The 21021-nt window shown below is 68.4% G+C and carries 17 protein-coding genes; 7 read left to right on the plus strand and 10 right to left on the minus strand.

Annotation, left to right across the window (positions count from 1 at the left end; genetic code table 11):
- Window positions 1–5: 5 nt before the first annotated feature.
- Entirely contained in the window at window positions 6–719 is a 714-nt protein-coding gene (locus LC066_RS06565; protein WP_224897356.1) for a Crp/Fnr family transcriptional regulator, read from the plus strand.
- Between the two features lie 98 nt (window positions 720–817).
- On the plus strand, window positions 818–1027 hold the full coding sequence (locus tag LC066_RS06570; protein WP_085888362.1) for a DUF2892 domain-containing protein: 210 nt from the start codon (window positions 818–820) through the stop codon (window positions 1025–1027).
- 138 nt (window positions 1028–1165) lie between these two features.
- On the opposite strand, the gene LC066_RS06575 is transcribed toward LC066_RS06570, so the two are convergent.
- The 9 genes from LC066_RS06575 to LC066_RS06615 form a co-directional block, all read right to left on the minus strand.
- Entirely contained in the window at window positions 1166–2005 is an 840-nt protein-coding gene (locus LC066_RS06575; protein WP_224897358.1) for a DUF1194 domain-containing protein, read from the minus strand.
- A gap of 351 nt (window positions 2006–2356) precedes the next feature.
- Window positions 2357–3841: a replicative DNA helicase gene (locus LC066_RS06580; RefSeq protein ID WP_222477093.1), complete on the minus strand. Its 1485-nt coding sequence runs from the start codon at window positions 3839–3841 to the stop codon at window positions 2357–2359.
- Window positions 3842–4228: 387 nt separating this feature from the next.
- Window positions 4229–4906 (minus strand): orotate phosphoribosyltransferase, encoded by a 678-nt coding sequence (locus tag LC066_RS06585; RefSeq protein ID WP_224897360.1) that lies wholly within the window; start codon window positions 4904–4906, stop codon window positions 4229–4231.
- A 101-nt stretch (window positions 4907–5007) separates the two neighbouring features.
- A complete protein-coding gene (gene pyrC, locus LC066_RS06590) occupies window positions 5008–6060 on the minus strand; it encodes a dihydroorotase (RefSeq protein WP_224897362.1) in 1053 nt (350 codons plus the stop codon).
- 39 nt (window positions 6061–6099) lie between these two features.
- Window positions 6100–7074 (minus strand): phosphoadenosine phosphosulfate reductase, encoded by a 975-nt coding sequence (locus LC066_RS06595; RefSeq protein ID WP_224897364.1) that lies wholly within the window; start codon window positions 7072–7074, stop codon window positions 6100–6102.
- A gap of 111 nt (window positions 7075–7185) precedes the next feature.
- On the minus strand, window positions 7186–8274 hold the full coding sequence (locus tag LC066_RS06600) for a glycosyltransferase family 2 protein (RefSeq protein WP_224897366.1): 1089 nt from the start codon (window positions 8272–8274) through the stop codon (window positions 7186–7188).
- Window positions 8275–8301: 27 nt separating this feature from the next.
- Window positions 8302–10674, minus strand: a complete 2373-nt coding sequence (locus LC066_RS06605; RefSeq protein ID WP_224897368.1) for a glycosyltransferase family 2 protein — start codon at window positions 10672–10674, stop codon at window positions 8302–8304.
- Entirely contained in the window at window positions 10671–11315 is a 645-nt protein-coding gene (locus tag LC066_RS06610) for a sulfotransferase (protein ID WP_224897370.1), read from the minus strand. Before LC066_RS06610 ends, LC066_RS06605 begins: the two co-directional genes overlap by 4 nt.
- On the minus strand, window positions 11315–12343 hold the full coding sequence (locus LC066_RS06615) for a glycosyltransferase family 2 protein (protein WP_224897372.1): 1029 nt from the start codon (window positions 12341–12343) through the stop codon (window positions 11315–11317). The genes LC066_RS06610 and LC066_RS06615 overlap by 1 nt, the downstream gene beginning before the upstream one ends.
- A gap of 256 nt (window positions 12344–12599) precedes the next feature.
- Between LC066_RS06615 and LC066_RS06620 the strand changes: the two genes are divergently transcribed.
- A complete protein-coding gene (locus LC066_RS06620) occupies window positions 12600–13541 on the plus strand; it encodes an AAA family ATPase (RefSeq protein ID WP_224897374.1) in 942 nt (313 codons plus the stop codon).
- A gap of 73 nt (window positions 13542–13614) precedes the next feature.
- On the opposite strand, the gene LC066_RS06625 is transcribed toward LC066_RS06620, so the two are convergent.
- Entirely contained in the window at window positions 13615–15129 is a 1515-nt protein-coding gene (locus tag LC066_RS06625) for a hypothetical protein (protein WP_224897376.1), read from the minus strand.
- Between the two features lie 306 nt (window positions 15130–15435).
- Here LC066_RS06625 and LC066_RS06630 point away from each other — a divergent pair, with 306 nt between their 5' ends.
- From LC066_RS06630 to LC066_RS06645, 4 genes are all read left to right on the plus strand, one after another.
- Window positions 15436–16695, plus strand: a complete 1260-nt coding sequence (locus LC066_RS06630; protein WP_224897378.1) for a vWA domain-containing protein — start codon at window positions 15436–15438, stop codon at window positions 16693–16695.
- A gap of 108 nt (window positions 16696–16803) precedes the next feature.
- The gene (locus tag LC066_RS06635) at window positions 16804–18828 is read left to right on the plus strand and encodes an OmpA family protein (RefSeq protein WP_224897380.1); all 2025 of its coding nucleotides are present in this window, start codon (window positions 16804–16806) and stop codon (window positions 18826–18828) included.
- Window positions 18829–19001: 173 nt separating this feature from the next.
- Window positions 19002–19967: an XdhC family protein gene (locus LC066_RS06640; RefSeq protein ID WP_224897382.1), complete on the plus strand. Its 966-nt coding sequence runs from the start codon at window positions 19002–19004 to the stop codon at window positions 19965–19967.
- Window positions 19964–20965, plus strand: a complete 1002-nt coding sequence (locus LC066_RS06645; RefSeq protein ID WP_224897384.1) for a molybdopterin-binding protein — start codon at window positions 19964–19966, stop codon at window positions 20963–20965. The genes LC066_RS06640 and LC066_RS06645 overlap by 4 nt, the downstream gene beginning before the upstream one ends.
- Window positions 20966–21021 lie beyond the last annotated feature (56 nt).

Below are 21021 nucleotides of genomic sequence, written 5' to 3' on the forward strand. Positions count from 1 at the left end.
CGGAGATGAGCCAGACCGCCAATCTCGACACCGACGACAGGACCGAGGCCAGCCTGACCAACTGGATCGACCGGTTTGACGGACTGAAATCCCTGCCGGAAGACACCCGCACCCGCCTGGCGCGGGGCAGCCGCGTGCGCCGCTTCCCCGAGGGCGCGGTTCTGTTCGAGCCGGGGCAGGAGGCCGACCGTCTGCTGCTGTTGTTGTCGGGCACGGTGCGGGTCCAGCAAAGTTCCGACCAGGGGCGGGAGGTCTTCCTCTACCGGGTGAACGCCGGCGAAAGCTGCGTTCTGACCACCGCCTGCATGCTGGCCTTCGAGGATTACGCGACCACCGGCATCGCGGAGACCCCGGTGCTGGCCGCCGAGATCCCGCGCGGCACCTTTGACGCGCTGGTGGCCGAAAGCCGGGTGTTCCGCGAGTTCGTCTTCCGCGCCTATGCGCGGCGCATCACCGATCTGTTCACCCTGATCGACGATATCGTCTTCCAGCGGCTGGATGTGCGCCTGGCCGGGCGGCTGGTCGAGTTGGCCGATGCCGATGGCGTGGTGCATGCCACGCATCAGGTGCTGGGCACCGAGCTGGGCACCGCGCGGGAGGTCATCAGCCGCCTGCTGTCGGATTTCCAGAAACGGGGGCTGGTGAAACAGGCGCGCGGTGCGGTCTGCCTGCTGGACCGGGAGGCGCTGGAACGGCTGGCGCGGGGTGGCGAGCGCTGATCATCGCCGGATCACGTGGGGTTTGGTGACAAGATCACCGTGGACCCTGGGGGATCGGTGGCATGATGGCGCCCTGACATCCCCGAAAGGAATGCGATATGTCCGTGAACATGGGAAAGATCGACCGCGCCCTGCGCCTGGTCATTGCCGCGGTGCTGGTCTGGCTGGCCTTCGGCAGCGCCGTGGCGGCCGCCGGCCTGCTGCACTGGCTGGCCCTGATCGTGGCCGCGGTGATGGTGCTGACCGCCGTGATCGGTAACTGTCCGCTCTACAGCCTGATCGGCCTGAAGACCTGCAAGAGCTGCTGACGGCGCCTTGGCGCAAGGCGGCCAAACTGATGACAGGGGCCGGGCGATCAGCCCGGCCCTTTATCGTTTAAGGGCTCCGGCCAAAGAAAAGGCCGCCCCGAGGGGCGGCCAGGCTGGGAGGAGGGACGGGAAACAGGGTCATGGTTCCCACTGGTTGCGGAAGCGTTCCCAGGTCTTTTCGCCTGCCAGGCAATCGGCGGCGGGGCTGCGCCCGGCGGCGGGGCGGGTCAGCACGGTGCCGGCGGGGATGACACGGGGCTGGGCGGCGGCGATCTCCAGCACGATCTTGCGGCGGACGGCATCGGCGAACTCGTCCCAGCTGCGCACGGGGATCATGAAAGCGCCATGGCCGCCGATCACGCAGTCGCGGTAATAGGCATCCAGATCGTCCAGTGACCAGCGCGAGCCGACCCCTTCCTCGGTCATCAGCGGCAGCCCGTTGATCGTCACGCCCTGGGCCAGCAGCCGGTCGCGGGCCGGTTCCACCGGCGTCCCGGAATTGTTCGGCCCGTCGCCGGAGATGTCCACGACGCGGCGCAGCCCCTGAAACCCATTGGTGCGCAGCGTATCGGCGGCATAGTCCAGCGCCGAGGAAATCGAGGTGCGTTGCATCCCCACCGGACGCGCCTGCATCAGCAGGGTCGCGACACGGGCCGCCTCCTCGGGGCCGGCGATGGTGGTCCAGTCGACCACGACGCGGTGCGATCCCGGACCCGCCCATTCGACGTAGGTGATGGCGATCCGGCCCAGGAAACCGTCCCCGATGACCCCCAGCACGGCGTCCGAGGTCAGCGCCTCGGCGTAGCCGCGCCTCTGGATGTCCAGTTCGTTCGGGGTCATCGAGCGGGACACATCGACCATCAGGGCCAGTTCCACGTCGACCTCGACCACGGTGGGGTCATAGGCGAACAAATCGGCGCTGTCGGCCAGCGCAGGGGCGGGGAGAAGGAGGAGGGAGAGAAGATGTAACAGGCGCATGACAAACTGTCCGGTGACTTGGGCAGAGCTGTCCAGTGCGCGTGCTGCGTTGCAGCATATGTGAACGGTAACTGCCGCGTGAGATGCGCAAGAAACTAGCTAATTTACCTTAACGGGAGCTTGTGGCCTGCGGACTTTCGACAATTGTCCATATTTCTAGGCTCGACTCAATTCACTTTCCTTGAACAATCAAGTGAGTGTGGAAATGCTGCGCATGCGAAGTGATCCCCGGTGCGGCCTTGCCGCAGGGGGGGGCGGACGGGCATAGGGCGCGCCGAAGGGCGCGGCCCGAAAGGCCGGTCTTTGTCCCGAAGATCAAAACCTTGGGCGCGCCCCGCGGCGCTGCCCGGATCAGTAGTCGCCCTGGCCGTTCTGCCAGGGTTTCACCAGGTTGCCGAAGCGGGTGAAGCGGCCCTCGAAGGCCAGTTCCACCGTGCCGATCGGGCCGTGACGCTGCTTGCCGATCACGACCTCGGCCTTGCCGTGCAGACGTTCCATCCGCTCCTGCCAGGCGGCCATTTCCTCCAGCCGGTCGTCCGAGGGCTTTTCCCGTTCGACGTAGTATTCCTCGCGGAACACGAACATCACCACGTCCGCATCCTGTTCGATCGAGCCCGATTCCCGAAGGTCCGACAGCTGCGGCCGTTTATCGTCGCGGCTTTCCACGGTCCGCGACAGCTGAGACAAGGCGATGACGGGGATGTTCAATTCCTTCGCGATCGCCTTCATGCCCATCGAGATCTCTGCAATCTCCTGCACCCGGTTGTCGGCGGTGCCGCGGCAAAGCTGCAGGTAGTCGATGATCAAGAGGTCGAGGCCATGGGTCCGCTTCAGCCGCCGCGCCCGCGCCGCCAGCTGCGCGATCGGCAGGGCGGGCGTGTCATCGATATAAAGCGGGCAGGCCTCCAGCGACTTGGCGGCCTCGACGAAGCGGCGGAATTCCTCTTCGGTCATGTCCCCCTTGCGGATCTGTTCGGACGGCACCTCGGCCGCCTCTGACAGGATCCGCGCGGCCAGCTGTTCGGCCGACATCTCGAGCGAGTAGAAACCGACGACGCCGCCTTCGATGGCGCCTTCGGTGCCGTCATGGCGCAGGCCGCGCTTGTAGGCCTTGGCAACGTTGAAGGCGATGTTGGTGGCGAGCGAGGTTTTCCCCATCGACGGACGCCCGGCAAGGATCAGAAGGTCGGAGGGGTGAAGCCCCCCCAGCTTGCGGTCCATGTCGATCAGCCCGGTGGAGATGCCGGCCAGGCCGCCTTCACGCTGATAGGCGGCATTGGCCACGTTCACCGCGTCGGTGACGGCCTTCAGGAAGGAAACGAAGCCCGATTCCGAGGTGCCCTGTTCGGACAGCTTGTAGAGCTTCTGTTCCGCCTGGACGATCTGTTCCTTGGGGTCGTTGTCCACGTCGACCTTGGCCGCCCCGTCCGAGATGTCACGCCCCAGGCGGATCAGTTCGCGCCGGATCGCCAGGTCATAGATCATCTGGGCGTAGTCGCGCACCGCGTAGGACGACACGGCGGCGCCCGCGAGTTTCGCCAGGTAGGCGGGGCCGCCCAGTTCCTTCAGGCCCTCGTCGTCGGAGAGGAAGGCCTTCAGCGTGACCGGAGAGGCCAGCTGGTTCTTGGCGATCCGCGCCGCCGCGATCTCGTAGATGCGGGCATGGACCGGGTCGTAGAAATGGGTGGCGTTGATGATCTGGGCAACGCGGTCGTAGACGTCGTTGTTGGTCAGGATCGCGCCCAGAAGCTGCTGTTCGGCCTCGACTGAATGGGGCAGGGCCTTCGACAGCTCTGCATCTTCGCCGGTCGCGTTGAAAGTGGTGATCTCGTTCATGCCTGTCCCCGGATCTGCCCTGGTTTCGGGATCTGCGCGATCCCGCGGCGGTGGCCCGGATCGCTCCGGCACCAGCCGCGGGACGGACCTGCCTCGGCCGTCCGTGCTGTGCCGCCGGATCGTCCCCCGTGGACAGAGGTCTTAGACCGCCCGGGCGCCTCGCGACAATCTGGAAAAGCTGTGGATAAGCTGTGCATGACTGAAGCCTACCATATGCGGTGGGTCCTTGCATCGGCTTCCGCCAGATTTCGCAAAGGCCCTGAGCGCAGCGGGCGACAAAGGCGCCTCAGCTGGCGGCATTCCGCCCGTGAATGCGGCAACGGCCCCGCGCGGGGGCCGTTCCGGTCGATCCGGCGCCGCGCCTGCGGCAGCGCGGCGAGTCGCGGCTCAGCCCTTGCGGGCCTCCTGCCAGGCGCGCGGCGCCTTGAGGAACTCCTCGACCTCGTCCAGGGTGTCGGCATCGAAGGCGCCGCGGGCACGGGCCTCGGCCAGCACGTCCCACCAGGTGCACAGGTGATGCAGGGTCACCCCATGCTCGGCCAGGCGTTCGGTCGTGCCCTCGAAGATGTCGTAGTAGAAGATGACGGCGGTGTGGTTGCAGCTGGCCCCGGTGTCCCGGATGGCATCGACGAAGGACAGTTTGGAACCGCCGTCGGTGGTCAGATCCTCGACCAGCAGCACGCGCTGGCCCTCGGTCATCACCCCCTCGATGCGGGCGTTGCGGCCATAGCCCTTGGGCTTCTTGCGCACGTAGGTCATCGGCAAGGCCATGCGTTCGGCCACCAGCGCGGAGAAGGGGATGCCCGCGGTTTCACCGCCCGCGATGTTGTCGAAGGCCTCAAGGCCGGCGTTGCGCATCACCGTGCAGGCCATGAAATCCATCAGCGCGGAGCGGATGCGCGGGAAGGAGATCAGCTTCCGGCAGTCCACGTAGGATGGCGACGGCAGGCCCGAGGCCAGGGTGAAGGGCGTCTCGGTGTTGAAATCCACCGCCTTGATATCCAGAAGCATGCCGGCCGTCAGGCGCGCGATCTCTTCTTTTGACGGGTAGGAACTGGGGATCATCGTCGGTGTCCTCTCATTGCGCTTATGTTCATCCGGCAGCTGAAAATACTCCCGCCGGAGGCTCGGGGCGCCCGCAGGGCGTCCCGAACGGGGCGCGCCGGTCAGTCGGCGCTGACCGCGCTGACGTGCCAGGCGGGGGTGAAGCCGGGATCGAAGACGGTCACCGGGCCCCCGGCCTGGGTCTCGATCTTGGCGGGATAGTCGATGGGCGAACGCTCCAGCGTCAGGGTGCCGGGGTTCGGCGCCAGGCGATAGAAGGCGGGACCGTTGAGGGAGCTGAACCCCTCCAGCTTGTCCAGCGCGCCTTCCTCCTCGAAGACATGGGCCAGGATCGCCATTGTGTTGGTGGCGGTGAAACAGCCCGCGCAGCCGCAGCCGCATTCCTTGGCCGGGTCCACGTGCGGCGCACTGTCGGTGCCCAGGAAGAAGCGCGGATCACCGGAGGTCGCAGCCTTGCGCAGGGCCTGCTGATGGGTGGCGCGTTTGGCCACGGGCAGACAGTAGTAATGCGGCTTGATGCCGCCCACCAGGATGTGGTTGCGGTTGATCACCAGGTGGTGCGTGGTGATCGTGGCGCCCAGGCCGGCATTGGCCGAACGCACGTAGTCGGCGGCGTCGGAGGTGGTGATATGTTCCATCACCACGCGCAGTTCCGGGATTTCGCGGCGCAGCGGATCCAGCACGGTGTCGATGAAGACGGCCTCGCGGTCGAAGATGTCGACCTCCGGGTTGGTCACCTCGCCGTGGGTGCAGAGCGGCAGGCCGATCTCGGCCATACGTTCCAGCACCGGCACCACCTTGCGGAAATCGGTCACGCCGGAGGCGGAGTTGGTGGTGGCGCCCGCGGGGTAAAGCTTCACTGCCTTCACCAGGCCCGAGGCAGCGGCGGCGGCCACGTCTTCGGGGTCGGTGTCCTCGGTCAGGTACAGCGTCATCAGCGGCTCGAAGGACATGCCTTCGGGCAGGGCGGCCAGGATGCGGTCGCGATAGGCGCCCGCCTGGGCGCCGGTGACCACGGGGGGCACCAGGTTCGGCATGATGATGGCGCGGGCGAAATGGCGCGCGGTTTCAGGCAGGACGGCCCGAAGCATCTCGCCGTCGCGCAGATGCAGGTGCCAGTCGTCGGGGCGGCGGATCGTGAGGCTCTGGGTCATGCCCGCGCTTTACGACATGCGCGCCGCGCGCGCCAGATATTAGTCGTCGGTGATCCGCGCGGCCTCTTCCATCTCTCCGGCGACGCCGGGCAGACGCCGCAGCCGGCGGCGGAAGCGCGGCAGGTTCATCCGCCGGGTCACGTTCTGGCACAGCGCCTGGATCAGCGGCTCGCGTTCGTCGACCTCCAGCTGGGACAGGAGGTTGCGCAGGTAGGGCGGATAGCGCCGGCGGCGGCGATAGAGCGTGGCGAAGCTGTGCCGGTCCAGCCGGTCGGTGCCCACGAGGCGCAGCAGCGTGTGCAGCATCCCCATGCGCAGCAGTGCCCCCTGCAGGGCCCCGCCCATGTGGCGCAGCCGAAGCAGGGTGACATTGGGCCGGGCGAAAAGGGCGGCATGCATCGCGTCCAGCCGGTCCATCGGATCGTAGAGGACGAAGGCCTTTCCGGCGGCATCCAGCATGTCGGGGGCGTAGCCATAGCGCGAGGTGAAATCGAGGCGGCGCATCTCGCGGAACCGCTCGTCCCATTCCGTCATCGCCGGGTCCAGCGTCGCCTGGGGCTGCACCGCCAGAACATGGGCGCCCGGAGCGGCGACCGAGAAGGCACAGGCGGCATAGGCGCAGGGCCCCGCGCCGTAGAAGATCACCTGCTCGAACTCCTCGAAGAAGCCCCGGTCGACCAGGTCGTCGAAATAGGCATAGACCGCCTCGTCACGGAACCAGGTGTCGCCGTCGGACGCCAGGCACAGGTGCGACCAGCCCGCCTCGCGCACCAGGCGCCATCCCAGCGGTTGCGCTTCCTCGGTCAGGCCCTGGATGCCCGCCTGGGTCTCGAAGGTGACCAGCAGGGTCGGTCCGGCAGAGATGAAGGCCGCGAAATGCCGCTTGCCCAGCTCGCGGAACCCGCCGCGCGAACTGGCGATGCCGGCCAGCCGGTTCAGCCAGTCGGACTTGCCCAGCCCCTGCAGGGAGGCCGGCAGTTCTTCGGGCGTCTTGGCGGTGCTTCTGGCGGACATGGAACCTCTGTGACAGGGGGCGGCCTGTGCCGCTGGATGGCTTTCCACTCTAGCCGGGGATTTGGGCGAAATTGAGATATTTCGGGCCGTAGGGGAAGGGCCTTCGCGGGGTCAGGCGTCGCCCCGCCGGTCCGGCGCCGTTCCGGTCGCCTGCGGGTCGCCCTGTCGGCGCGCCTCGTTGGCGAAGCGGGCGAGATACCGCGCCGCTGGTAGGGGCAGGGGCCGGGTCGGCGGCGTCAGCAGCAGCCGCCCCATGAGGGCGCGGAAGGGCTCATCCAGCATCAGCTGCTTCAGCCGGCCATGGCGCCAGGCGACGGCGGCGGCGTGCAACTCGGCCAGGCGCGCGTCCTGCATCAGCCGCGCGCGCTCGGCCTCCATCGCCGGGGCGAGGCGCAGGATGGTCCGGTCCTCGTCGCTGGCAAAGTTGCGTTCGACCCAATAGTCGAGATCGAGCATGTGATCGGCATGGACGGCGCGACCCCGGTCGGCCTTCAGCACATAGCTTTCCATCGCGCCCAGGGCATAGTGGTTCAGCTGGGCCAGCCCGTAGTTCGGCCGCCCGAAGGTCGAAAAGATCCGCTCTGTGCGGAATTTCTCCGGCAGCGCCCGCCCGTGGCTGTCGTACCAGTGCGCCTCGTTCAGCCGGTCCTTCACCGGGGATCGGGGTCGGTGCACGCCGACCTTCCGGTAGGTGCCGTCGTTGCGATAGAGCGTCTTGAACATCGACGCCCGCCAGGGCCAGTGCAGCACCTCGGGCGCGGCGCGCAGGAAGGTCTGGGTGACCGGCCGATCCTCATAGTGTACCACGCCGCCATTGCCGAAAAGGCGCCAGGTCAGGGTGATCGCCGTGGCCTCCGGCAGGGCCGCCAGCAGGGCGGGCAGGGTGCCGTCGCCTGCGTGAATGTTGACGAACTCGTCGATGTCGAAGGGCAGGATCCAGTCGGCGTCGCGCACGATCTGCAGCTTTTCGCACTGCTTCAGCGCCGTGAACTGGATGCCGCGCGCGTCATAGGGGCCGTCGTTGCGGATATGGGTCAGCTCGCCGCGCTCCGCCAGCCGGTCCAGCATCGCATCGGTGCCGTCCTGGCAGTCGTTCGAGAAGACCAGGAAATCGGTGAACCCCACGGCGCGGTGATGGGCCAGCCATTCCAGCAGGAAGGCCGCCTCGTTGCGGACGCAGAGGATGGCGAGGAAGCGCATCAGCGGCCCATCCCGGGCAGGCGGGGATCAGCTTTCCACATCGAGGGCCAGCGCGTAGGCCACGCGCTCCGTTTCCGTCAGTTTCAACTGCAGCGCCTGGGTATAGAGCTCTTCGAATTCGGGCATCCCGTGCAGTTCGGCGGCCTTGGCGCGGTGCCAGGAGAAACCTGCGCCGTGCAGGGCGCGCAGCCGGTCGTCATCCATGAGGCGCGCCAGTTCCTCGCGCACGCGGGGGATGTTGCGCTGGATCGTCACGTCGCGGTTGTCGGACCAATCCATGCGCACCCAGTAGTTCAGCCCGATGGAGCGGTCGACGTGCAGGGCGCGTCCTCGCTGCCGCTTCACCAGGTAACTTTCGGCCGAGCGCAGCGCGTAGTGGTTCAGTTGCAGCAGGTCATAGCCCACGGTCTTCTTCGACGAGCGCCAACCGTTCTTCAGCACGTCCCTGGTCATCGGTTGGCCCGAGCCATTGACCCAATGCACCTGCCCCTCGGCCCCCTCGGACAGCTTGTTGGGGCGGTGGCAGGAGATTTTCTGATAGGCGCCCATGTTGCGGAACATGGTTTTGAAGCCCCAGACCGTATGAGGTTTCGGGCAGAACTTCGGCGCCGCATGGTCGAACTGGGCGATCACCAGATCGTCTTTCAGGGTGGTCACCCCGTTGTGGCCGAACAGGCGCCAGGTCATGGCAATGTTGGTGGCATCCGGCACGCGGGCGAAGAAATCATCCAGCGTGCCATTGCCGCAGCGGATGTTGACGAATTCGTCCACGTCGAAATGGGCGATCCATTCGGAGTTCTGGATCACCGGCTCTTCCAACGCGCTGTCCAGCGCCCATTGCTGGGGCGAGTTGCCCTTCCAGTTGTCGTTGTTGCGGTGCTGGACGACGCCCAATTCCTGCAAGCGATTCAGGATCTCGGAGGTGCCGTCGGAACAGTCGTTGGTGTAGATCAGGAAATTGTCGAACCCCACGGCGCGGTGATAGGCGACCCATTCCAGGATATAGGGCGCCTCGTTCTTCATGCAGCCCAGCACCACGCGGCCCGAGTTGCCTGCGGGCAGGTCGCGGGGGGCGATGGGATCATAGGGCGGCAGCTCTGCCTCTTCATCCACCTGGCCCAGTCGGTTGTGCGGCGCAAAGGCCCCGCCTTTCAGCGCATCGAAACGGGCCACGGCCTCGGGCGGCAGGATGGCGCGGGCCTCGGGCGACAAGCTTGTGCCTGCGGACGCGGTGTCCGTCTTGGGCGCGGGGGCCTCGCCGGTCATCGCCTTGGCCTCGGCGATCTTGCCGTCGCGTTCCTCTTTCGTGGCTTTGGCGATCCGCCAACGGAAGGAGAGCAGGTATTGCGAGGCGCGATAGCCGAACAGGGGATCGGCCTCCACCCAGTCGCCTGCGGGGGTAGGCAGGGCCAGATGGTCTGCCTCCAGCGCCGGGTGGTCCGCGACCAGCGCGGTATTGCCCGCCGCGAAGCGGGCGCAGAGGCCGGACAGCGTGGCGGGGTCGGTGACCGGGCCGTCCACCGCGATCTCGCGCAGGAACCGCATCCACAGCTGCCGGGGCAGGATGGCATCATGTTTGCCCAGGTAGGCCAGCAGCAGGTCGTTCATCTGCCGTGCCCGGGTCAGGGTCGCGGCGGGCTCTTGCCCCGGCGCCGGGGTCACAGGGCCGCGCCCGATCTGTTCTTCGATGCCGAAGGCCGCACGGATCTCTTCCGTGATTGCTTCGGAATGGAAAACCTCCGGCACGTAAGGCCGCAGGGTCAGGGCGCCTGCGCCAAAGACGCTCTCCCAATGGGTCTGAAGGGCGGCATAGTCGAGCCAGAAGAGCGGGCGCTGGATGGCGGGGAAAGAGCCGCGCAGCGGGTCGGCCTCGGGTGTCTGATCCAGGCAGGCCTGCCACCAGTTCGCCTCGGCGCTGATGCCCTGTTCCACGGCCAGCGAGGTGGCCCGCCCCTCCATCACCTGTGCCGCATAGGCCCGCGCCATGGTCGAGGCCTGATCGCCCACATGCATCAGCAGCGAGATGTCATCCGAGATCGGGCGCAGCAGGTCGCGCAGGGTTTCCAGCTCTGACACCCGGGTCAGGGCGCTGGCGGCCTGGGTCATCGACAGGATCAGCGTCTGGGCCCCCGCCGCCTGAGCCTCGCGTGCCAGATCGCTGGCCACTTCCTCGCGCAGGGCGCGCTGTTTCTCTTCCAGGATGAAGCCGCGGTTGAAGCGCAGAGGGTCCACCTGATCGGGGTCGGTGACGGCCATGAACAGCCGCGCATGGTTCTTTTTGCCGACCGAGCGGGCATAAAGAACGCCCTTGGCCGCCAGCTGCTCGCGCTTGTCGTGCAGCGCGGTTTGCAGAGCCAGGGCGCCAGTGCCCTCGGTGCCGATATGCAGGATGATCTTCATTCCGCGTGGTCCTCGGCTGGACGGTCGGTGTTCGCGTTTGCGCGCCCCCACCAAGGCAGGTCGAAGCCCAGGAATTCCTGCAACCTGGCTTGTGCCTCCGGCTCGGCCACGTCGAATTGCAGGAACCCTGGGTCGCCGGCAAAGATCGCCTCAAGATGCGCATAATGCCCGTCGATCCAGCGCGCCAGCTGGGCCTCATCCCCGCCGAAGCCCACGGGCAGGCCGGGCAGGGCGTTGCCTTCCAGCCGGGCGGCCATGTTGGTCCAGCGCATCATCGAATTGGCCAGCTTGGCGGCATCGCGACGGGTGGCGGTGAATTTCACCTGGGGGTGCCGCTCGCGGATCGCCATCAGCAGGGCATGGTCCATCTGCGGCCAAGCCTGCCGCCCGCCATGCAGGAAGGACGCCTCGGCCACCGCGTCGAACTCGCCCAGCTCCGCCAGCGGGTCGCCCGCGCCATAAAAGCCGCGATAAAGCACCTGACCGACGAAGTTGCGCGTCAGCCCCGGGTCGCGGGCCTGGCCGCGCCGGATGCGGTGATCGGCGACGTTCAGCCCGGCGGCGGTCATCGCCTCGGCAAAGCTGGTGGTGCCCGATTTCGGCAGGCCCAGGTTGATGACACGCATGCGGTGTTGGGCCATCACAGCCTCCCCAGATCGGCCAGCAGGGCCTCTTCCATCGGCGGCAGGGTCGGCGTGGCCCGCAGTTGGTCACGCATGGCGCGATAGGCGGGCTGGGCCAGCAGGTCGTCGCGGCGGGCGCGGTGCAGGGCGCAGGCCTCTTCGTGCAGATCGGCGACGCCGGGCAGGGCCTTCAGCCGCTCGATCTCGGCGTTGAGGGCGGGCAGGTAGCGGGCGATGGAGAGGTCTTGCCAGGCCACATCGGCCCGCTCGCGCCAGTAGCTGTCATCAAAAGCGCGGTGCTCGCGGTTCACGTCGCCGCGGTCGTTCTTCACCAGATAGCTGTCGAGGGACCGCAGGGCGTAGTGGTTCAGCGTCGCGAAGGCGCGCGCGCCCTTGGCGGGGAACTTGCGGATGCGGCGAGGGTTGTCGGCCAGCAGGAACTTTTCCGGCACCGCGCGGCCCGCGCCATCGGTCCAGCGGGGCCGCTTGGCAGGCGCCAGCCGTTTGCCGAAGAAGGGCCGGTGCGCGCCGTAATAGCGCAGGGGAAAGTCCTGGCGCACAAGGGTTTTCACCTCGATCGCCGTTTCGCCGCACCAGATGTCGGGGTTGTGGGATCGGGTGAACTGCTCGATGACAGGGCGGTCCTCGAACCCCTCGATCCCGTCATTGCCGAAGAACTGGAAGGTCACGGAAATCGCCTGCGGGTCGCCGCAGGCCGCGATCAGCGCGGGGATCGTGTGATCGCCCACATGGATGTTCAGGAACTCGTCCACATCGGCGATCCAGACCCAGTCGGCTCCGGTGACAAGGCTTTGCTTCGCCGCGTCCTTCAGCGCCTCCATCTGGTAGTTGCGCCCCTGGGCGGGGTTGGGCAGGTGCCACAGCAGGTCGTGCCCTTGCAGGCAGTCCAGCAGCCGGTCGGTCGCATCTGTGCAATCGTTGGAATAGAACAGGAAATCGGTCACCCCGATCACCCGGTTGAAGGCGATCCATTCCAACAGGAAGGGCCCCTCGTTCTTCACGCAGGTGACGGCGGTCACGCGCATGGGCAGGCCTCCATGTTGGCCGGGCCACAAGGGCCGCAAGGCTGTCCGATCATCTGCACTCCGCCCTTCACCGCTGCTTCTGGCGCGGTCCCCGACCTGACGGCCGAATGTGGTTCTTCTTGGGCGGAAAGATCGCAATTTCCGGCCTTTGCGTCAATCTCGCCCCGGCGCCGCAGGGGCCGGACGCGCGACGTGACGCTTGACGGCGCCTGCCGCGAATGCAGGCTGGTCGGGAGGAGAGAGGGAGGATGCCATCATGGCCGAGGAGCGGATCGCGCTGCCCGCCGATATCGACGCGCTGACGGCGCTGCTGGCAGGGCAGGAGTATGTGGCGGGCCGCCCGCTGGCGACGGTGGCCTTCCTGGCTCTGCGCCTGGGCCGGCCGCTGTTCCTGGAGGGCGAGCCCGGCACCGGCAAGACCGAGATCGCCCGCGCCCTGGCTACCGGGCTGGGGCGTCGTCTGATCCGCCTGCAATGCTACGAGGGGCTGGATGCCACCCAGGCGCTCTGCGACTGGAACTTCCCGGCGCAGATGATCGCCATCCGCACGGCGGAGGCCGCGGGGGAGGCCGGCGGCGCGCTGGACCGCACTGCCCTGCAGGAGGAGCTCTTCGGCCCCGACTTCCTGATCGAGCGCCCGCTGCTTCAGGCCCTGCGTCCTGCGCCCGAGGGCCAGCCGGTGCTGCTGATCGATGAGCTGGACCGCACCGATGCCCCCTTCGAGGCCTTCCTGCTGGAGATCCTGTCGGACTACCAGGCGACGATCCCCGAACTGGGCACCATCCGCGCCCCCGAACCGCCCATCGTCATCCTGACCTCCAATCGCACGCGAGAGGTGCATGACGCGCTGAAGCGGCGCTGCCTCTATCACTGGGTCGACTATCCGGCGCTGGACCGCGAACTGGCGATCCTTGCGGCCCGCGTGCCCGAGGCCTCGGCGCAGCTGTCACGCGAGATCGTGGGCTTCGTCCAGCGCCTGCGCACCGAGGACCTGTTCAAGAAACCGGGCGTTGCCGAAACCATCGACTGGGCGAAATGCCTGCTGGCGCTGGACGTCATCAGCCTCTCTCCGGAGGTGATCGCGGATACCATCGGCGCGATCCTGAAATACCAGGACGACATCGCCCGGCTGGAAGGTTCGGAGGCGAAACGCCTGCTGGACGAGGTGCGCGCCGCCCTGCCGATGGAAGGCCCCTGATCCATACGATGGCTGAAAATACTCTGCAGGGGGTGCGGGGGATGCAAAATCCCCCGTGACGCAGCGCGCGCCCTCAGAACGCCATCTGGTAGGTGACCGACACGCTGCCGCCGGTGAAGCCGGGGCCCGGATCCTCGCCGCGGTTCCAGGGAAAGCGGTTGTTGCTGTAGTTCTGGTAAGACACCAGCCAGTCGTCGTTGATCCGGTAGCTGGCCGTATAGGTGTAGTCGGGCTGATAGGTGTCCTGGGCATCGGCCAGGTAGAGATGCGTCGAGGCCCCCAGGCGCAGCTTTTCGGCCACCAGGTAGCTGCAGGACAGGCTGAACGCCGTCCGGTCCGGGCGCGGCAGGCCCAGGGAGGCGCTGCAGGGCAGCTCCTTCTCCGTTCCCACTGGCAGGGGTGGCAGGCGATAGGTGGCGCGCAGGGTGCCATCCAGCAGGCCGGCCAGATCGCCACTGCGAAAGCGGGCGGAATAGTTGCTGTAGCTCAGGGTGATGCTGTCGCTGAAGCGATAGGAGAGGGCATAGGTGTAGTCGGGATCCCAGGACCGCTGCTGATCGGGATTGAAATAGCCGATCAGGCTGGTGCGCAGGGTCAGCTTCTCGGTCAGCCGCGCCCCGCAGCCGAGGCTTGCACGCGGTTTGGCCACGCCCCGGCTGTCTGACCCGCCGCTGGATGCCAGGCCCGCCAGGCCCGCGCTCACCGTGACGGAGCAGGAGATGTCGAACCGCTCGATCAGAGAGGGGCGCGCCTTGGGCGTGCCCTCTGCGGAGATCGCGGAGGTTGGTCCAGAGACCGGTGCCGGGCGGGCCACGTCGGGCAGGCGGGCGGCGCCGACGCCGGGCGCTCCGTCCGGCGCATCAGGCTGCGGGGCGGCGGCCACGGCGCAGGCATCGGGCATGAAGGGATCGGGCGCCGCGCAGGTAGCGTCGGTGCTGTCGACCCGTTCGGGCGCCGCGCCGGTCTCGGCGGTGCGGGTCTGATCGGGGGCTGTCCCGGCGGGCGGGGTCGGTATGGCGGGCGGCGGCGTCCCGGCGGCGTCGGACAGGGGGACGGCGGGCAGGCTTGCCGGCTCGGGCTCGGTCGGCTGCTCCGGGGGCAGGGGCGGGGCCGTGCCGGCCAGCAGCCATGCCGCCAGGTAGCGGGCAACGCTGTCCAGGTCGGTCCGGGCGGGCAGTTCCGGGCGCGCGCCGCGCCCCACCTCGACGGTGAAACCCGTGCCGTCGCGCCTGCGGATGTGGCAGGCCACGCCCGCCTCGCAGGTCAGCTCTGCCGCGATGGTCTTGCGATCCGCGCCCTGCAGGACGCGGGCGGTGCCGTCCGGGAAGAAGACGTAGTGCCATTCGCCCAGCTGTCCGCGCTGTTGGCGGGACCAGTGCAGGGCGTTGGGAATGTCCTGCACGATCTCGCGGGCATCGGGGGCGGCGGGATTGGCGGTGTTGACGAAGGGCGGGCCGGGGCGCGTCGGATCCGGCGCCGCCGTCTGTGTTGCCGTCTGGGCCGCTGTCTGGGTCGGCGCGACACAGACCAGGCCGCCGGCAATCGCGGCCCAGGTCGGGACAGCACGCCACGGCCGCCGCGCGATCATGCGCGGCGCCCTTCGCAGTTCGGGGCGGAGGCCAGGGGTGCCGGTGTCACTGCTGTTGCCGTTTCGGTTGCCGGGGCCTTGTTGTCGGTCGGCCCTTCTGAGGGAATTTTGCCAGAACCGGGCGCTTTTTGCGACTGCCTTTTTCCGTCCCCCGCCGGGCCGCGAAGTTTCGCGCGTCCGGTGACCGGAAGGGCGGCAGGGCGGATCACCCCCTCCCTTTGACGGGCGCAGGTTCTTCGCTAGGCTGTCGGCGGGAGGATCCATCATGACACCGACAGCCCTGTGCCCGGCGTGGCCGGCGGAGCGATGAGCGTGGCTGCGCCCCTCGACCTGCCGGACCAGCCGCGCCTGGTGGAGAACCTGGCGCATTTCGCCCGGGCCCTGCGCCGGGCCGGCCTGCCCGTGGGGCCGGGTCAGCTGATCGAGGCCATCCGCGCGGTCGCGGCGACGGGTTTCGCCGAGAAGCGCGATTTCTTCTGGTGCCTGCACGCCTGTTTCGTCACCCGCCCGGAGGAAAGCCGCGCCTTCACCCAGGTCTTCCGGCTGTTCTGGCGCGATCCGCGCTACATGGAGCACATGATGACGATGATGCTGCCCAGTCTGCGCGGCGTGGCGGAGGAGCGCGCGCCGCAGGCGGCAGAGCGCCGCGCGGCGGAGGCCCTGCTGGCCGATGCCGACCGCGACTTGCCGCCCCCGCAGGCGCAGGAGGAGGCGCAGGAGGTCCAGATCGACGCCCGCGCCACCGCCTCGGAGGAGGAGAAGCTGCGGCAGCTCGACTTCGAGCAGATGAGCGCCGAGGAGATGGCGCGCGCCCGCCGCATGCTGGCCGAGCTGGCACTGCCGGTGCCGCCGATCCGCACCCGGCGCCTGCGCGCGGTGGCGGCGGGGGATCGGATCGACCGCCGCAGGCTGCTGCGGGAGGCCGGGCGCAGGGGCGGCGAGATCCATCGTCTGCCCCGCGCCGCGCCCCGGACCCGCTGGCCGGACCTGGTGGTGCTCTGCGACATCTCCGGGTCCATGTCGGCCTACAGCCGCATGGTCCTGCATTTCCTGCACGCCGTGGCCAACCGCGAGGGGCAGGGGTGGGCGCAGGTGCACGCCTTCACCTTCGGCACGCGGCTGACCAATATCACCCGCCAGCTGCGCCAGCGCGATGTCGACGCGGCCCTGGCCGCCGCTGCCGGCCAGGCGCGGGACTGGGAGGGCGGTACGCGCATCGCCGAAAGCCTGCATGCCTTCAACCGTGACTGGGCGCGGCGGGTGCTGGCGCGTGGGGCCGTGGTGCTGCTGATCACCGATGGGTTGGACCGCGACGGCGCCGAGGGGCCGGATCTGGGGCGCGAGACGCAGCGCCTGCGCCTGATGTCGCGACAGCTGATCTGGCTGAACCCGCTGCTGCGCTGGCAGGGATTCGCGCCGCGGGCAAAAGGGGTCGCGGCGATGCTGCCGCATGTCGACAGCCTGCGCGCCGGGCACTCCGTCGCCTCCCTCCAGGCGCTGGCAGAGGCTCTGACGCGCCCTGGCGACGATGGTGAAAAAGCCCGCCTTCTCAGGTCCTTGGGCTGAGGTTATCCAATATCATTCAGTCGTCATTGAACCGCAACCCGTCCTTGGGTGTTGGTGTGGGGACAGAGGACGCACCACGCGTCCGCCGACGACAGAAGGACTGTTCGAATGACGAGTCGTGTTTTCCGCAACGGGACGGCCCTGGCGCTGAGCCTGGCGATGGCCATTCCGCACGGTGCCGTGGCGCAAAGCGCCCAGGGCCTGAACAACGGTCAGGGCAATGGCCGAGCTGCCGAAGCCTGCGAGGGGCTGGACGCCGACGCGCTGCAGGACTGCCTGCAGGCGCAGGAGCGCGCTGAGGGCCAGGAACAGGGCCAGCAAGCGGCTCCGGAGGCTGAACCCTCCGATGAAGACCGGCTGCGCCAGGCGCTGGAAGGCGAGCAGGAGGAGTCTGACGCCCCGGCAGAGGAACAGGCGCCGGCGGCTGAGGCCGAGCCTGAACTTCAGGCCCCTGAAACGCAGCCTGATGCCGAAGCTCAGGAAAGCACAGACGGTGATCTGCTGCGCGAGGCCCTGGAAGGGGAGCAGGGCGAAGGTGAGGCCGCCGGCGCTGAAGAGCAGGCGCCGACCGAGCAACCGCAGGCCGAGGCCGTGGAGCCGGAAGCCATTGATGACGCCGAACCCACCGATGAGGACCGCCTGCGCGAGGCCCTTCAGGGCGAGCAGGACGAAGGTGACACTGCCGAGGCCGTCGAGCCAGCGCCGACCGAGCAACCGCAGGCCGAAGCCGCTGAGCCGGAAACCACTGACGACGCCGAAGCCACCGACGAGGACCGCCTGCGCGAGGCGCTTCAGGGCGATCAGGACGAAGGTGACGCGGCCGAAGCCGCAGAGCAGGCGCCGACTGAACAGCCGCAGGCCGAAGCTGCTGAGGCAGAAGCCACCGACGATGCGGAAGCCACGGACGAGGAGCGCCTGCGTGAGGCCCTGCAGGGGGAGCAGGACGAGTCCGAAACCCCCGCCGCAGAGACCGACGAACGCTCCGCCGAGGACACGCCGCTGACCGAGGAAGAGCAGCGTGAACTGGAGCGTCTTCAGGCCCGCCAGCAGGCGGAGCGTCAGGAAGAACGCTCTCAGGCTGCCGCGGCCCAGGCTGATGCCGAGGCCGAGAATGTCGAAGAGCAGGAGGTGACCGAGGAGAACAGCCGGTCCTCCGATGAGGAGTTCGACAACAGCGTCAACGAAACCGCCCCGGCGGCCCGCGAGGAAACGCGCGCCCGCGAGGACGATGATGACGACGATGACAACGACGAGCTGCTGCGGGCCCTGGGCACCGCTGCCGTGGTGGGCCTCGGCGCCTATGCGGTCGGTCGCATCATGAACAACGGCGACGAGGTGGTCTCCAACTCCGGTGACCGCGTGGTGGTCGAGCGCGATGGCCGTTATGTCGTGCTGAAGGACGATGACACCCTGCTGCGTCAGCCGGGCAACGATGTGCGCACCGAGACCTTCAACGACGGTTCCACCCGCACCACGGTGACCCGCGATGACGGCAGCCGCGTCGTGACCATCCGCGCCGCCGACGGTACGGTGCTGCGCCGGACCCGCGTCCTGCCCAATGGCCAGGAGGTGCAGCTCTTCGATGATACCCGCCAGTTCGAGCGGGTCGAGGTCGAGGACCTGCCGCAGGCGCCGCGCCGCGAGTTCACTTTCGACGAACGCAACTCCGACGAACTGGAACGTGCCCTGGCGTCCTACCGTCCCGAGGTCGACCGCAGCTTCTCGCTCGGTCAGGTCCGTGACATCCGCGCCGTGCGCAACCTGGTGCCGGAGATCGCCGTGGAGAACGTCAACTTCGAGACCGGCAGCGCCGTGATCCGCCCCGATGAGGCCCGTGATCTGGCCGAGCTTGGGCAGCTGATGGCCGACATGATCGAGGAAAACCCCGGTGAGGTCTTCCTGGTCGAAGGCCACACCGATGCCGTGGGCCGTGCCAGCTACAACCTGGCCTTGTCGGACCGCCGCGCGGAAAGCCTGGCCCTGGCCCTGACGGAGTATTTCGACGTGCCGCCCGAGAACATGATCGTTCAGGGCTACGGCGAAAGCGACCTGAAGGTGGCCACCCAGGACGCCGAGCGCGCCAACCGCCGCGCCGCCGTGCGCCGCATCACGCCGCTGCTGGAAGATCGCTGACGGCAGCTGACGGGAAAATGGAAAATGGGCGGGGCCTCTCGGACGAGTGGCCCCGCCTTTTCTCGGGCCGCGCGCCCGCGGAGCCTCTTCACGATCTTCCGATCCGGCCCGCCGCTTGCTTGTATCCCGTCCCGGCTTGCCCCTAACTGGGGCCGAACCAAGGGAGATGTCCGATGGACCGCTTTGACAATAGTCCCGAACAGGCGCTGGACTGGCACCTGGCCGGGCGCGGTGCCGCGCTGGCCACGGTGGTCGAGACCTGGGGCAGTGCGCCCCGCCGGGTGGGCAGCCAGCTGGCCGTCTCGGGCACCGGCGAAATGGCCGGCTCCGTCTCCGGTGGCTGTGTCGAGGGCGCGGTGGTGACCGAGGCACTGGAGGCGCTGGAGGATGGCGCGCCGCGGATGCTGGAATTCGGCGTCAGCGATGGCGATGCCTTCGCCGTGGGCCTGGCTTGCGGCGGCACGATCCGGGTGCTGGTGCAGCCCGTGGGCGAGGCCTTCGCCCCGGACCTGTTGCAGGAGCTGGTGACGGCCCGGGCGGATCGGGTCGCGGTTGCCGCGATCTCCGACGCCGAAGGGCGGGTGTCCGAGGTGACGCAGCAGGGCTACCCCGAGCGGTTCCGCATGGATCGATCGGGGTTCGAGGAAGATGGTCGTTTCGTCGCCGTGCACAACCCGCCGCTGCGGCTGGCGGTGGTGGGGGCGGTGCATATCGCCCAGACGCTGGTGCCCATGGCCCGCGCCACCGGCTTCGACCCCGTCATCATCGACCCGCGCGACAGTTTCGCCAGCCCCGAGCGCTTCCCCGATACGCGCATCCTCTCCGACTGGCCGGACGAGGCGGTGGCCGAGGTCGGGCTGGACGCGCGCACCGCGTTGGTGCTGTTGACCCATGATCCGAAACTGGACGACCCGGCGCTGGAGGCCGCGCTGGCGGCGGAGTGTTTCTACATCGGCGCGCTCGGGTCCAGCCGGACCCATGCCAAACGCCTGGACCGGATGCGCGAAAAGGGGTTTGACGAGGCGGCGCTGGCGCGGATCCACGGCCCCGTGGGCCTGGACATCGGCGCGGCCAATCCCGCCGAGATCGCCGTGTCGATCCTGGCGGAGATGGTGCAGGTCCTGAGGAAGGGCGCATGAAGTTCGGCCCCATAGCGGTGTCCGCTGCCGAGGGCACGATCCTCGCCCATTCGCTGGACCTTCCCGACGGGTCGCGCCTGCGCAAGGGCCTGCGCCTGGGCAAGGCGGAGATGGACCGCCTCGACTGGTACGGCGTGGAGGAGGTTGTGGCCGCGCGGCTGGAAGCGGGCGACGTGCATGAGGATGCCGCCGCCGAGGCCCTGGCCCGCGCCCTGGTGCCGGAACTGGACGGGCTGCGCCTGGGCGTGCCCGGTACGGGACGCGTCAATGTCTTCGCCGAGACGACCGGCGTGGCCGAGATCGACGCCGGGAAGATCAACGCGGTCAACGCCCTGCACCCGATGATCACCGTGGCCACCGTGCCGCCCTGGCAGCGGATGGCGGTGCGCGGCATGGTGGCCACCGTCAAGATGATCTCCTACGCCGTGCCCGGCGCGGCGCTGGAGGCCGCCTGTGCCGCGGGGCAGGGCGCCCTGCGCCTGCGTCCCGTCACCCGGCGGCGCGCCACGCTGATCCAGACCTTTGTGGGCGAGGAGCTTCAGGGCAAGGGGCCGGAGGCCGTGGCGAAACGGCTGCACCGGATGGGGGCAGACCTTGTCGCCGAAAGCAACGTGCCCCACGAGGAGGAGGCGCTGTCCCTGGCGCTCGCGGCAGCGCGGGAGGCGGCGCAGAGCGATGTGATTCTGATCCTCACGGGGTCGGCCACCTCCGATCCCGACGACGTGGCCCCTGCCGCTCTGCGCCATGCGGGCGGCCATGTGGAACGCTTCGGCATGCCGGTCGACCCCGGCAACCTGCTGTTCTTCGGCGATCTGGCCGAGCTGCCGGTGATCGGCCTGCCGGGCTGCGCGCGCAGCCCCGCCCTGAACGGCGCCGACTGGGTGCTGGAACGCATCCTCTGCGATGTGCCGGTGACGGATGCCGATGTGGCCGCCATGGGGGTCGGCGGGCTCTTGAAGGAAATCCCGACACGCCCTCAGCCGCGCGACCCGAAATAGCACGTCGCGCAGGGCGCGGGCCTTGCTCCCGACACGGCGCCATGGTTTGCTGCCCC

It is taken from the genome of Pseudooceanicola marinus (genome assembly GCF_020177265.1).
GTDB lineage: Bacteria > Pseudomonadota > Alphaproteobacteria > Rhodobacterales > Rhodobacteraceae > Pseudooceanicola > Pseudooceanicola marinus_A.

Bases quoted from the DNA above. Each gene is read 5' to 3' on its own strand.
- LC066_RS06575 (WP_224897358.1), bottom strand. From the start codon at position 2,005: ATGCGCCTGTTACATCTTCTCTCCCTCCTCCTTCTCCCCGCCCCTGCG.
- LC066_RS06565 (WP_224897356.1), top strand. From the start codon at position 6: ATGAGCCAGACCGCCAATCTCGACACCGACGACAGGACCGAGGCCAGC.
- LC066_RS06635 (WP_224897380.1), top strand. From the start codon at position 16,804: ATGACGAGTCGTGTTTTCCGCAACGGGACGGCCCTGGCGCTGAGCCTG.
- LC066_RS06570 (WP_085888362.1), top strand. From the start codon at position 818: ATGTCCGTGAACATGGGAAAGATCGACCGCGCCCTGCGCCTGGTCATT.
- pyrC (WP_224897362.1), bottom strand. From the start codon at position 6,060: ATGACCCAGAGCCTCACGATCCGCCGCCCCGACGACTGGCACCTGCAT.
- LC066_RS06645 (WP_224897384.1), top strand. From the start codon at position 19,964: ATGAAGTTCGGCCCCATAGCGGTGTCCGCTGCCGAGGGCACGATCCTC.
- LC066_RS06600 (WP_224897366.1), bottom strand. From the start codon at position 8,274: ATGCGCTTCCTCGCCATCCTCTGCGTCCGCAACGAGGCGGCCTTCCTG.
- LC066_RS06580 (WP_222477093.1), bottom strand. From the start codon at position 3,841: ATGAACGAGATCACCACTTTCAACGCGACCGGCGAAGATGCAGAGCTG.
- LC066_RS06615 (WP_224897372.1), bottom strand. From the start codon at position 12,343: ATGCGCGTGACCGCCGTCACCTGCGTGAAGAACGAGGGGCCCTTCCTG.
- LC066_RS06620 (WP_224897374.1), top strand. From the start codon at position 12,600: ATGGCCGAGGAGCGGATCGCGCTGCCCGCCGATATCGACGCGCTGACG.
- LC066_RS06625 (WP_224897376.1), bottom strand. From the start codon at position 15,129: ATGATCGCGCGGCGGCCGTGGCGTGCTGTCCCGACCTGGGCCGCGATT.
- LC066_RS06640 (WP_224897382.1), top strand. From the start codon at position 19,002: ATGGACCGCTTTGACAATAGTCCCGAACAGGCGCTGGACTGGCACCTG.
- LC066_RS06585 (WP_224897360.1), bottom strand. From the start codon at position 4,906: ATGATCCCCAGTTCCTACCCGTCAAAAGAAGAGATCGCGCGCCTGACG.
- LC066_RS06595 (WP_224897364.1), bottom strand. From the start codon at position 7,074: ATGTCCGCCAGAAGCACCGCCAAGACGCCCGAAGAACTGCCGGCCTCC.
- LC066_RS06630 (WP_224897378.1), top strand. From the start codon at position 15,436: ATGAGCGTGGCTGCGCCCCTCGACCTGCCGGACCAGCCGCGCCTGGTG.
- LC066_RS06605 (WP_224897368.1), bottom strand. From the start codon at position 10,674: ATGAAGATCATCCTGCATATCGGCACCGAGGGCACTGGCGCCCTGGCT.
- LC066_RS06610 (WP_224897370.1), bottom strand. From the start codon at position 11,315: ATGGCCCAACACCGCATGCGTGTCATCAACCTGGGCCTGCCGAAATCG.